General features: G+C 74.7%; 12 protein-coding genes and 1 pseudogene. 3 read left to right on the top strand and 10 right to left on the bottom strand.

Annotated elements, in window-relative coordinates:
- Positions 1 to 197 precede the first annotated feature (197 nt).
- A pseudogene (locus LO762_RS33945) lies at positions 198 to 527 on the bottom strand (prepilin peptidase); the annotation flags it as partial.
- Between LO762_RS33945 and LO762_RS16980 the strand changes: the two are divergent.
- Entirely contained in the window at positions 451 to 615 is a 165-nt protein-coding gene (locus LO762_RS16980; RefSeq protein ID WP_230616310.1) for a hypothetical protein, read from the top strand. The pseudogene LO762_RS33945 and the gene LO762_RS16980 overlap by 77 nt on opposite strands.
- Before the next feature lie 75 nt (positions 616 to 690).
- Here LO762_RS16980 and LO762_RS16985 read toward each other — a convergent pair whose 3' ends face one another.
- Positions 691 to 1,380 carry an SseB family protein gene (locus tag LO762_RS16985; protein ID WP_230616313.1) on the bottom strand — a complete coding sequence of 230 codons (690 nt, stop codon included), beginning with the start codon at positions 1,378 to 1,380 and terminating at the stop codon, positions 691 to 693.
- A 56-nt stretch (positions 1,381 to 1,436) separates the two neighbouring features.
- Positions 1,437 to 2,591: a pyridoxal phosphate-dependent aminotransferase gene (locus tag LO762_RS16990; protein WP_230616710.1), complete on the bottom strand. Its 1,155-nt coding sequence runs from the start codon at positions 2,589 to 2,591 to the stop codon at positions 1,437 to 1,439.
- 47 nt (positions 2,592 to 2,638) lie between these two features.
- Between LO762_RS16990 and LO762_RS16995 the strand changes: the two genes are divergently transcribed.
- Positions 2,639 to 3,421 (top strand): carbon-nitrogen hydrolase family protein, encoded by a 783-nt coding sequence (locus LO762_RS16995; protein WP_230616314.1) that lies wholly within the window; start codon positions 2,639 to 2,641, stop codon positions 3,419 to 3,421.
- 126 nt (positions 3,422 to 3,547) lie between these two features.
- Here LO762_RS16995 and LO762_RS17000 read toward each other — a convergent pair whose 3' ends face one another.
- The 3 genes from LO762_RS17000 to LO762_RS17010 form a co-directional block, all read right to left on the bottom strand.
- Complete coding sequence (locus LO762_RS17000) at positions 3,548 to 5,029, bottom strand: acetyl-CoA carboxylase carboxyltransferase subunit alpha/beta (protein ID WP_230616316.1); 1,482 nt, start codon at positions 5,027 to 5,029, stop codon at positions 3,548 to 3,550.
- 103 nt (positions 5,030 to 5,132) lie between these two features.
- A complete protein-coding gene (locus LO762_RS17005) occupies positions 5,133 to 6,488 on the bottom strand; it encodes an acyl-CoA synthetase (protein ID WP_230616318.1) in 1,356 nt (451 codons plus the stop codon).
- Positions 6,489 to 6,551: 63 nt separating this feature from the next.
- Entirely contained in the window at positions 6,552 to 7,178 is a 627-nt protein-coding gene (locus LO762_RS17010) for a DsbA family protein (RefSeq protein ID WP_230616319.1), read from the bottom strand.
- A 145-nt stretch (positions 7,179 to 7,323) separates the two neighbouring features.
- On the opposite strand from LO762_RS17010, the gene LO762_RS17015 reads away from it, so the two are divergent.
- Complete coding sequence (locus tag LO762_RS17015) at positions 7,324 to 7,698, top strand: FKBP-type peptidyl-prolyl cis-trans isomerase (RefSeq protein ID WP_304523663.1); 375 nt, start codon at positions 7,324 to 7,326, stop codon at positions 7,696 to 7,698.
- Positions 7,699 to 7,762: 64 nt separating this feature from the next.
- On the opposite strand, the gene LO762_RS17020 is transcribed toward LO762_RS17015, so the two are convergent.
- From LO762_RS17020 to LO762_RS17035, 4 genes are all read right to left on the bottom strand, one after another.
- Entirely contained in the window at positions 7,763 to 8,938 is a 1,176-nt protein-coding gene (locus LO762_RS17020; protein ID WP_230616320.1) for an aldolase, read from the bottom strand.
- A complete protein-coding gene (locus tag LO762_RS17025; RefSeq protein WP_230616321.1) occupies positions 8,935 to 9,834 on the bottom strand; it encodes an aldose 1-epimerase family protein in 900 nt (299 codons plus the stop codon). Before LO762_RS17025 ends, LO762_RS17020 begins: the two co-directional genes overlap by 4 nt.
- Positions 9,835 to 9,914: 80 nt before the next feature.
- Positions 9,915 to 10,427, bottom strand: a complete 513-nt coding sequence (locus LO762_RS17030; protein WP_230616322.1) for a hypothetical protein — start codon at positions 10,425 to 10,427, stop codon at positions 9,915 to 9,917.
- Entirely contained in the window at positions 10,424 to 11,353 is a 930-nt protein-coding gene (locus tag LO762_RS17035) for a DUF2877 domain-containing protein (RefSeq protein WP_230616323.1), read from the bottom strand. The genes LO762_RS17030 and LO762_RS17035 overlap by 4 nt, the downstream gene beginning before the upstream one ends.
- Between the last annotated feature and the right edge of the window lie 111 nt (positions 11,354 to 11,464).

Raw genomic sequence — 11,464 nt, forward strand, 5'->3', positions numbered from 1 at the left:
ACCCCCTCCCGTGACCACCCGGCACGGCCGGCCCGGGATAAGGCGTGCAGGAGGACGGCGACGAGGGTGCCGGTGAGGAGGAACGGGCCGTAGGGGATCTCGGTGTCGCGTCCGGCGCGGCGCGTCACCACGAGGCCGATCGCCCACAGCGCGCCCAGCACGTGGATGGCGGCCAGGCCCGTGATGAGGGCGGTGGGGCCGAGCCAGCCGAGGGCGAGGCCGAGCGACGGGGCGAGCACCACGTCGCCGAAGCCGATCCCCCGGTTGGGCGACAGGAGCCACAGCACGCCGTAGAACGCGGCGAGGAGCGCGGCCCCGCCGAACGCCCACCCGAGGCTGCGCCCCGGCTGCGGCGCGGCCAGCCACAGCAGCGCGCCGAGCGCGACCGGCAGCGGCAGCGTCAGCGGCTCCGGCAGGATCTTCAGCGCCGCGTCCACAAACGCCAGCACCGTGCCGACCAGCGCCAGCACCGCGTACGCGGCGAACTCCGGCCGCGCCCCCACCCGCCAGCCCAGCAGCCCGAGCACGCCCGCCGCCACCGCCGCGACGACGACCGGCCGCGCGCGGACCGGGCCGCTCCAGTGCACCGCGATCTCACTCATGCCGACAAGCTAACCCGCCGCGAGAAATCCCGCTCGCGCCCCTGTGGAAAACCCCGCGAACCCCTCCCCCACCGCGGATCCGGGCGGGTCAGCGGCGGGCGACGGTGAGTTCCACGCCGCCGACGATGCGGCCGCGCAGGACGTCGGCGAGGCGGTCGCCGACGCGGCGGACGGCGGCCTGCTCGTCCATGCCGGGGTCCACGTGGAAGCGGACGGACAGCTCGGTGTCGTTGCCGGGGCCGACGCGGACGCCGGTGACGCCCGGCTCGGGGCGGAACGCCGCCTCGATCGCGGCGAGCACGTCCGGGTCACGGTGCGGCGGCGGGACGGGCGCGCCCTCGGCGAGCAGGTGCAGCCGGACGCCGTCCACCGCGAACGGCACGGGGCCCGCGACGTCCACGACGAGCGCGTCGGCGCCCTCGTCCAGGGCGGTCCGGCAGGCGTCGCGCGAGCGCACCGGCACCGGCCGGGCGTCGGCCTGCCAGAGCTGGAGGGTCTTCAGCGAGGTGAAGCCGAGCACGCCGCGCCTGCCGTCCGCGCCGATGAGCGTCGGCAACGCCATGTCGCTCTCCTTCTCGCGGCGCAGGCCGTGGACGGTCTCCTCCTGGTTGAGCACCGCGACGATCGGCACGAGCAGCCTGGCGTGCGACAGCGCCTCCAGCACGGTGTGCTCGGCGGCGCGCCCGCCCGCGTAGGCGGTCAGCGCGGCCTGGAGCCGGGGGTCGGCGGAACCGTCGTCGTCGGGGAACTGCGGCTTGATGAGCTTCGGTGCGGACACCCACGGAAGGGTATAGCCATCGCCGGTCACCGAGGGTGCCTTGGGCGTCACCCGCATCACGCGGAGGCGGCGGGCCCGCTCCCCTTCAGCCGGGCGACGGCGGCGTCGATCACCTCGGCCCGCTTGCAGAAGGCGAACCGGACATAGTGCCTGCCGCGCGCGGGGTCGGCGTAGAAGACCTGCGTCGGGACGCACACGACACCGCAGCGCTCGGGCAGCGAGCGGGCGAAGGCGAGCCCGTCGTCGTGGCCGAGCGGCCGCAGATCCGCCTGCACAAAATAGGTGCCTTCAGGACGAAAGACCTGAAACCCCGCGGATTCCAGCCCTTCCATGAGCCGGTCCCGCTTCGCCTGCAACGTCGCCCGCAGGCCCGCCACCCACGGGCCCTCGTGTGCGAGCCCATAGGCGACGGCCTCCTGCCAGGGCCCGGAGCCGACGTAGGTGAGGAACTGCTTGACCGTCCGGACGGCGGCGACCAGGGGCGGCGGCGCGCACACCCAGCCCGTCTTCCACCCGGTGACGGAGAAGGTCTTGCCCGCCGACGAGATCGTCACCGTCCGCTCCCGCATCCCGGGGAAGGTCGCGAGGGGGAGGTGCGCGGCGTCGTCGAAGACCAGGTACTCGTACACCTCGTCGGTGATCGCCAGGAGGTCGCGCTCCACACAGAGCGCGGCTATCGCGGCCAGCTCCTCGCGCGTGAAGACGGTGCCGCACGGGTTGTGCGGAGAGTTCACCAGGATCACCCGCGTGCGCGGCGTGACAGCGGCGCGCAGCTCGTCCGGATCGAAGGTGAAGCGGCCGCCTACGGGACGCAAGGTCACCGGACGCAGGGTGGCCCCCGACAGCGCGACCGTAGCCGCGTAGGAGTCATAGAACGGCTCGAAGGCGATCACCTCGTCGCCCGGCCCCGCCAGCGCCAGGACGGACGCCGCTATCGCCTCGGTCGCGCCGACCGTGATGAGGATCTCGCTGTCGGGGTCGTAGGACTGCCCGTACCTCTCCAGGCGCTGCGCGGCGACGGCCTCGCGCAGCACCGGCAGGCCCGGCCCCGGCGGGTACTGGTTGCGGCCGCCCTCGATCGCCAGGACGGCCCGGCGCAGGACGCCTTCCGGGCCGTCCTCGTCGGGGAAGCCCTGGCCCAGGTTGATCGCCCCCGTCGCGGCGGCGAGCGCGGACATCTCCGCGAAGATCGTCGTGCCGAAGCCGCGCATCCGGCCGACCAGTGGTTCGGTCACCCGGCAACCCTAGACTGGCGGGCATGCGTGCCGCACTGTGCCAGATCGACGTCACCGACGACCCGGCCGCCAACCTCGCGAACGTCAGGGCGGCCCTCGCCGAGGCCGAGGGCGCCGACCTCGCGGTGTTCCCCGAGGCGACGCTCATCCGGTTCGGCAACAGCCTGAAGCCGGTCGCCGAGCCGCTGGACGGGCCGTTCGTCACCGCGCTGCGCGCCGAGGCCGCCGCGCACGGGACGGCGATCGTCGCGGGCACCTTCGAGCCGTCCGGCGACGGGCGGGTGCACAACACCGTCGTCGCGATCGACGCGACGGGCGCCCTCGTCGGCTCCTACCGCAAGATCCACCTGTTCGACGCGTTCGCCTACAAGGAGTCCAAGAACGTCGCGGCCGGTGACGAACCCGTCGTGGTCGAGCTCGCGGGCGCCCGGATAGGGCTCATCACCTGCTACGACGTGCGCTTCCCGGAGCTGGCGCGCGCGTTGGTGGACCGGGGCGCCCAGATGCTCGTCATCACGGCCGCGTGGGCGCAGGGGCCCTTCAAGGAGGAGCACTGGACCACGCTGGTCCGTGCCCGCGCCATCGAGAACACCCTGTGGACCCTCGCCGTGGACCGCGCCCCCGACCTCACCGACCCGCCGCGCGGCGCCCGCACCGGCGTGGGCCGCTCCCTCGCCGTCGACCCCATGGGCACCGTCACCGCCGACCTGGGCCCCTTCCCCGCCGTCCGCACCGTCCCGGTCGACCTCTCCCTCACCACCCGGGTGCGCGCCGTCCTCCCCTCCCTCGACCACCGCCGCCTCTGACCCCGTCCCTTTGACGGGCCCAGCGGCGAAGCGCACGGCGCGGACAGGGCCGCCGACGTCAGCCGGCGATCGTTGACGCGTCCGGGTGAGCCGGGCCACCGGCTCTCCCCGGTGGCCTTCGAAGGGTCACGGGGTGAAGCGCGCGGTGCGGGTGGTGGGGCGGGCGGTGGTGGGGAGGGCTCGTGCTGTGAGGAAGGCGTGTTCGAGGGCGGAGACAAGGGCTTCGGGGGTTTCGGGGGCGAGGTCGTCGGCGATGCCTCGGGCGAGGAGGTCGGCGGCAGTGATGCCCTGGGCGGCGGCCAGTTCGGCGGCGCGGTCGGGGGTGCGGTGCACGATGACGGAGGCGCCCTCGGGCGGCAGCGGCATGAGCCAGCCGCTCCGTGCGACGAGCACCCGGTCGGCCGGTAGCAGCGCGAGGGCGGCGCCGCCGGTGCCCTCGCCGAGCAGCAGGCAGACGGTCGGGGCGTCCAGGGTGATGAGGTCGGCGAGGCACCTTGCGATCTCCCCGGCGAGTCCCCCGTTCTCCGCGTCGGCGGACAGGACGGCGCCCGGCGTGTCCACGACGGTCAGCAGCGGCAGTCGCAGGTCGGCGGCCAGGCGCATGCCGCGCCGCGCCACCCGCAGCCCGGCGGGCCCGATCGGATGCCCCTCCCGCTGGCTCGCCCTGTCCTGCCCGACCACCACACACCCGGCCCGCCCGAACCTCGCCAACGCCAGCCGCACCCCCGGATCGCTCTCCCCCGCCCCCGTCCCCGACAGCGCCGTCACCTCCCCCGCCGCCGCCAGCACCTCCCGCACCCCCACCCGCCCGTCCTCCCGGCTCGCCGCCACGATCTCCCAAGCCGACCGCCCGTCCTCCGCCCCCGGACCGTCCGCACGTCCCGGCTCGGCGGGGGTCGGTGCGGCGGGCGTGGGGAGTTCGGGGGCGCACAGGACGGAGAGAGCGCGGAGGAGGGCCGGGCGGAGGGCGGCCACGGGGAGGACGGCGTCGATGAGGCCGCGGGCGGCGAGGTTCTCGGCGGTCTGGACGTCGGGCGGGAAGGGTTCGCCGTGCAGGGCGGCGTACACGCGGGGACCGAGGAAGCCGATGAGGGCGCCGGGTTCGGCCACGGTGACGTGGCCCAACGAGCCCCAGGAGGCGAGGACGCCGCCGGTCGTGGGGTGGCGGAGGTACACGAGGTAGGGCAGGTGGGCGGCCTTGTGCGCCATGACGGCGGCGGTGATCCGCGCCATCTGCACAAACGCGAAGGTGCCCTCCTGCATACGGGTGCCGCCCGAGGCGGGCGCGGCGAGCAGCGGCAGCCCCTCGCGGGTGGCGCGCGCGACGGCGGCGGTGATCCGGTCGGCCGCCGCCACCCCGATCGACCCGGCGAGGAACGCGAACTCGCTGACGATCAGCGCGACCCGCCGTCCCCCGAGCCGTCCCGCGCCCGTCAGGACCGCCTCGTCGCTCCCCGACCGCTCGCGCGCCGCCGCCAACGCCCCCGCGTACCCGCCCGGCCCCACCGCCGCGTCGGGCTCGCGCGGCGCGACGTCCCAGGACTCCCACGTCCCCGGATCCAACACCGCGCCGATGACGTCCCGCGCCGCCCCACTCCCGTCTGCCACCCCCCGATTACACCAAACACCCCCAGACCACCCCATCACCGCCCAACGACGACGGTCCGGAGCCGGGCGGTCGCGTTTTGTCAGAGGCGTGGTGTTGGGTGGGTCAGGACGGCAGGAGTTTTTTCTGGACCTTGCCGAGGGCGTTGCGGGGGAGGGAGTCGACAAAGTGGACGGTACGGGGGCGTTTGTGGATGGAGAGGTCGCGGGCCACAAAGTCGATGAGGTCGGCGGCGGTCACGCCGTCGGCGATGACGAAGGCGGTCACCTGCTCGCCGAGGTCGGCGTGCGGGGTGCCGATCACGGCTGCCTCGCGGACGGCCGGGTGCGCCAGCAGCGCCGCTTCGATCTCGCCCGCGCCGATGCGGTAGCCGCCGCTCTTGATGAGGTCGGTCGAGGCCCGCCCGACGATCCGGTGCCAGCCGTCGGGCGCGATGGTCGCGATGTCGCCGGTGTGGAACCAGCCGTCGCGCAGTGCCTCGGCGGTGGCCTCCGGGCGGCCGAGATACCCCTGGAAGACGGTCGGGGTGCGCACGAGCAGCTCGCCGGGGGTCGCGCCGTCGTGCGGGACGGCCTCGCCGTGCTCGCCGACGAGGCGGGTCTGCACGCCGCGCAGCGGGAGGCCGACCTGTCCGGCCCGGCGCTCGCCGTCGTGCCGGGCGCTCACCGTGATGAGCGTCTCGGTCATGCCGTAGCGCTCGACGGCCCGGTGGCCGCTGGCGGCGGCGAGCGCGTCGAAGACGGGGGCGGGCAGGCCCGCGCTGCCGGAGACCAGCAGCCGCGCGCCGCGCAGCGCCTCGGCCGCGCCCGACTCCACGACGCGCGACCACACGGTCGGCACGCCGAAGTAGAGGCTGCCGCCCGCCGCCGCGTACGCCTCGGGCGTGGGCCGCCCGGTGTGCACGAGGCCGGAGCCGGTGCGCAGCGCGCCGAGCACGCCCAGCACGAGACCGTGCACGTGGAACAGCGGCAGGCCGTGCACGAGCACGTCGTCGGCGGTCCACGCCCACGCTTCGGCGAGCGCGTCGAGGTCGGCGGCGACGGCGGCCCGCGAGACCATCACGCCCTTCGGCGCGCCCGTCGTGCCGGAGGTGTACAGGATGAGCGCCGTGGCGTCGTCGGAGGGTTCCGGCAGGCCGCCCGAGAAGTCCCCGGTGACGGGCACCGTGGGCAGGCCGTAGTCACCCGCGCCGACGAGGAGTTCCGCGCCCGAGTCGCCCAGGATGTGCGCCAGTTCGGCGGGCCCGGAGTCCGGCGGCACCGGCACCACGGGCACGCCCGCCAGCAGCCCGCCGACCACCGCGACAACGGTGTCCACGCTCGCCGTGGCCCGCACCGCGACGCTCTTCGCCCCGCCGATCCGCCCGGCCACCCCGCGCGCCCGCGCGGCCAGCTCGGCCCGCCCGACCACCTCCCCCGCGACGCTCAGCACCCCGTCACGTTCCCCACCCAGCAGTCCCATATCCCCCATCCTGTCCTCCCCCGCCCACCCCCACCACCCCACCCACCCCCTAAACGGAGGGGATCAGAGGTGGGAGGCGACTTCCTGGAGGGCTGCGGTGAAGACTTCGGTGGGTTGGCCGCCGGAGACGGCCCACTTGCCTTCGAAGAGGAAGAAGGGGACGCCGCTGACGCCGATGGCGCGGGCCTCGGCGAGTTGGGCGGAGACCTCGGCGGCGCCCTCGTCGGAGTCCAGGAGGGCGCGGACACGGTCGGCGGGCAGTCCCGCTTCGGCGGCCAGCGCGGTCAGGGTCGCGGCGGAGTTGAGGTCGGCGCCCTCGGCGTGGTGGGCGCGGAAGAGGCGGGCCGCCAGGGCGTCCTGGAGGCCGAGTTCACCGGCGAGCCACAGCACGCGGTGGGCCTGGAAGGTGTTGACATGGTGCGCCGCCTCAGGCTCGTAGGGCAGCCCCTCGTCGGCGGTGAGGGCGCGCAGCCGGGCGTGCGCGGCGCGCACCTTGTCGGCGCCGCCGAACTTCGCCGCGAGCACCGCGTCGGCGAGCCCTGACTCGTCCGTCGGCGCCGCCGGGTCGAGCTGGAACGGCCGCCACACGATCTCGACGTCGCCGGGGAACGCCTCGACGGCCTTGAGGAACCTGGCCTGTCCGAGATAGCACCACGGACACACCACATCTGAATAGATCTCGACTTTCACCCCAACGCGAACACTCCACACCTCCGCCGCATTCCCCGGCGTCGCGCCACCCCACCGCGACGCCGGACGCACCCCGTTCTCCGTTCGCCGCGCGGGTCGGGGCGGTAGCCTCGTGCGGTCCGGAAAAACCAGCGAGGAGAACCCCATGGCGCTGACCAAGCCCGAGATCGACTTTCCCGAGGGCGCTCCGCCCGCCAACCTGGAGATCACCGATCTCATCGTGGGTGACGGCGAGGAGGCCAAGCCCGGCCACCTGGTGTCCGTGCACTACGTCGGCGTCGCCTTCTCGACGGGCGAGGAGTTCGACGCGTCCTGGAACCGCGGCGACACGTTCGAGTTCCCGCTCGGCGGCGGCCGGGTCATCAAGGGGTGGGACATGGGCGTCGCCGGGATGAAGGTCGGCGGGCGCCGCAAGCTCGTCATCCCGCCGCACCTGGGCTACGGGCAGCGCGGCGCGGGCGCCGCGATCCGCCCCGGCGAGACGCTGATCTTTGTGGTCGACCTGCTCGGCGTGAGCTGAGCGCGCACCGCATCGACCGCGTGAGCAGGACCGAGGGCCCGCCGACAGCGCGGGCCCTCGTGCGTCAGCCCTTCAGCACCTCGGGGTCGAGCGCGCCGCAGGCGACGCCGCGGTTCAACCGGTCCAGCAGGGCGCGCGGCGGGTTCGGGGTGGCGCGCAGCCGCCCGATGGCCGCCTCGACACCGCTCAGGTGGAAGTCGAAGACGGCGGCGTAGCGGGCGGGCAGGTGCGCCGGGTCGGTGTCCCAGCCCTGGTAGAAGCCGTGCGCGAGCGCGTGCCTGACCTCGTTGGCGTGCGCCTGCCAGGCCGGGACGACCTCGTCGGCGGAGTCGTCGCGCGGGACGAGGTGCGGGGGCCCGTCGGAGAGCCGGACGCCCCATCCCGCCGTCGTCGTCTGGAGGACGTGCCGGGCGAAGTCGCAGACGGGATGCGTAAGCCGCTGCTCCTCCTCGGGCAGGCCGAGCGCGGCGGCGTAGGTGAGCCCGCCGAAGTGGACGGTCTGGATACGTCCCTGCCCGGCGAGCAGGATCCGCCGGACGCCGAGCCCGCCCCGGTGGTCGGCGAGGCCCTCGGGGGCGTCGATCTGGATCTCACAGCGCAGCGTCGCGTTCGGCAGGCCGAGCGCGCCTTCGAGCCGGTCGAGGAAGTCGGCGAAGACGGTGACCTGCTCGGCGCCGGTGACGCCGGGCAGCGTGATGGTGAAGCCGCCGGGCAGCCTGCCGAGCCGATCGCGCAGCGAGGTGAGGAACCCGTCGAGGGTGCGCATCGCGCGCACGTGCCCGCCGCCGGAGAACGACTTGACGCGCACGCCCCAGAAGTGCGGGAGCTGCTGGGCGTTGTAGGACGTCGCGACGGCCTCGACGACCTGCTCGACGTGCCCGTCCTCCTCGGTGTCGGAACGCTCCCCGTACCCGTCGGCGAAGTCGATCCGCAGGTCCTCGATGGGTTCGCGGGCGAGCTTGGCCGCGACCCTGGACCTGATCTGCCCGGCCAGGGTCGGGTCGAGCTCGAAGGACGCGCCGAACGAGCCGTCGCCCGGCGTGTGTTTGTTGAGCAGCCGCAGCGCCTGCGCGCCCCAGTCGGCGGTGGTCGTGCGCGAGAAGCGGTCGGCCGGGACGAACACCGTGTGCACGGGCTGACGGCCCTCGGCGGACGCGGGCCCCGGACGGCCGGCGTTTTCGGCGGTCAGCGCGCGCACCCGCTCCGCCAGATCGTCGGTCTTCGAGACGCTCAGGTTCACAAGGAGATGATCCCCCAAGAACTGGCGAACGCGTCACCGGGTTTGAGGGTGATGAGGTCGACTCCTGTGTTGAACGCGTTGGGCGGGCAGGTCATGGGTTCGGCGGCGAGGCCGGTGCGCGGGCGTCCCGCCAGGTGGTCGGCGGTGTAGAGCTGGAGCCACGGGTGGGCGTCGTCGGCCCACAGTCCGACGGTGCGGCCACCCCCGGACAGCCCGACCCAGGCGCGCCGTTCGGCGAACTCCAGGCCGGTGTAGGCGGTGTCGATGACGCGGTCGCCGAAGACGCCGCCGGAGCTGAGGTCGTAGGGCGTCCCGGCGACGGGCACGGGCGCGCCGGACGGGATGAGCCGCTCGTTGACGGGCTGGTAGTGGGTGGCCCCGAACGTCACGGTGCACTCGTCCAGGGGCAGGCCGACGGTGAGGTACGGGTGGGAGCTCTGCCCGTAGGGGGCGTTGCGGGTTCCGGTGTTGGCCGCGCCGAGCCGGACGGTCAGGCCGGTGCGGGCGTCGAGGGTGTAGGTGACGGAGAGGTCGAGCCGGTAGGGGTAGCCGGGGCGGCCGAGCAGCCGGTGCGTGAGCGTGACGCTCGCGTCGCCCTGCGCGGTGACCGTCCACGGCTCCCACCGCACCAGGCCGTGGATCGCGCAGTCGCGGTCGGGCTCGGTGATCGGTGTGCGCTGCTCGACGCCCTCGAAGACGTAGGTGCCGTGGGCGATGCGGTTGGGCCAGGGCGCGAGGATCTGTCCCGCGGCCCCGGAGACCACCTCGTCCTCGGCGAACCCGAGCACCAGGGGGTGTCCCTCGTGGGTCAGCTCGCGCAGGGTGGCGCCCTGCTCGGTGACCGTCGCCCGGTAGCCGCCGGCGGTGATGGTGTACTGGTTCCCCGAAAGCGTCATGGCAGCATTCTCCCGGAACCGCCGCGGTGCAAGATCCCTGTGGCTGCCACATTTCCGTGACCTCGGGGCGAGGGGACGTCCTAGAGCGCGTCGAGCCGGGCCAGCACGGAAGCCGCCTCGCCGGGCGCGGCGGACACGACGGGTTTGCCGAGCCGGCGCGCCGCCTCGCGCAGCAGCGCGGCGACGGTCCCGGCGGGCCGTTCGGCGGCGAGCACGATCGCTTCGATCGCCGGGTCGGCGTCGCAGACGGCGAGTGCCTGGAGGGTGGCCCGGCCGCACACGGCCGCCGAGAGGTCGCGCTCCCCCACGGGCAGCACCCTGCCGCCCCTGCCCTGCCGCGTCAGGACGGCGATCACCTCTTCGGTGGCCTGCGGGGACACCGCGACAACCCCGTACGGTCCGGGAGGCAGGCTGCCGGGGCAGGCGCACGGGCCGAGCACCAGCCGGCCGAGTCTGGCCGCCTCGTCCTTGAGCGCTATCTCCTGTGCGACGTTGACGTCCTCACCGTCGAGCAGCACGTCCCGTCCCCCGTGCAGCGCCGCCAGCGCCGCGCCGTACGCGCCGGGCCCCCCGACCCGGACGGGTGGGGTCACGCGGTCGCCCTCCCGACCGCCTCCCCGCGCAGCGCGAGGGCCGCCCCCGCGCCGGCGAGGAGGCCCCAGGCGAGGTCGGGTCCGCCGTTGCGGCCGGCGAGCGCGAGCCGCCGGACGGCGGGCACGAGCGGTTCCCGTCCGGCGAGGCCGCGCAGCACGGCGGCGGCCTCGGCGGTGGGCTGTCCGGCGGCGGCGCAGTGCAGGAGCGAGGCGCCCGGCGCGGTGGTGCGGGTGTCGGCGTCGGCGGTGACGGCGGCGGCGAGCCATCCGGCGAGCCAGACGGCGCGGTTGCCGCCGTCCAGGACGGAGCCGAGCAGGCGCAGCGAGAGCAGCAGCCCGGCCAGGACGTCGTCGCCGCTGGGCGTGAGGCCGGGCCCGAGGCCGACGATCCGCTCGGCGGCCGGGACGGCCTTGGCGAGGTCGCCGGCGGCGCAGTGGGCGGCGAGGGCGGGCGGTCCGGGGTGTCCGGCGAGGCCGCAGGTGGAGAAGTCGAGCGAGTTCTCCAGGGTCATGATCGCGTGGCGGAGCCGGGCGGCGGGCAGCGGGCCGAGGACGGGTCGCGGGTCCCACCAGCGTTTGACGCGCACGGAGACACCGCCCGCCTCGACGTGGCCGTCGCCGACCCAGCCCTCGTCGCCTTCGGCGACCCCGGTGAAGGGCTGGCGGCCGGAAACGGACGGGACGACGACGGAGTTGGCGGGACGCCCCTCGTCCGCCCCCACAAGGGCGACGACCCGGGGTTCGCCGCCGGAGCCGAGCAGGAGGTAGACGGCCGAGGGGAACACCGCGACGACGCGGGCGGCGCGGCGCGGCCGCTCCAGGGCGTCGCGGAGGGCGAGGCTGGCGGCGCCGGGGGCGGGGGGACGGGCAGCGCTCCGCTCGACCGGTTCGGTCACGAGCAGCCGGGGGGCCGGGCGGTCCGTCACGGTTTTCCCTTCTCCATGGCGACGACGTCGAACGGACGTTAACGCTCGTTCACACGATCGCCGTATGGGGAAAGTTGCCAAGGATACTTGTCATCCTTCGTCTTTCTTGTG

It is taken from the genome of Actinocorallia sp. API 0066, assembly GCF_020991275.1.
Lineage (GTDB): Bacteria > Actinomycetota > Actinomycetes > Streptosporangiales > Streptosporangiaceae > Actinocorallia.

Bases quoted from the DNA above. Each gene is read 5' to 3' on its own strand.
- LO762_RS16990 (WP_230616710.1), bottom strand. From the start codon at position 2,591: ATGCGCGGCTTCGGCACGACGATCTTCGCGGAGATGTCCGCGCTCGCC.
- LO762_RS17015 (WP_304523663.1), top strand. From the start codon at position 7,324: ATGGCGCTGACCAAGCCCGAGATCGACTTTCCCGAGGGCGCTCCGCCC.
- LO762_RS17005 (WP_230616318.1), bottom strand. From the start codon at position 6,488: ATGGGACTGCTGGGTGGGGAACGTGACGGGGTGCTGAGCGTCGCGGGG.
- LO762_RS17025 (WP_230616321.1), bottom strand. From the start codon at position 9,834: ATGACGCTTTCGGGGAACCAGTACACCATCACCGCCGGCGGCTACCGG.
- LO762_RS16995 (WP_230616314.1), top strand. From the start codon at position 2,639: ATGCGTGCCGCACTGTGCCAGATCGACGTCACCGACGACCCGGCCGCC.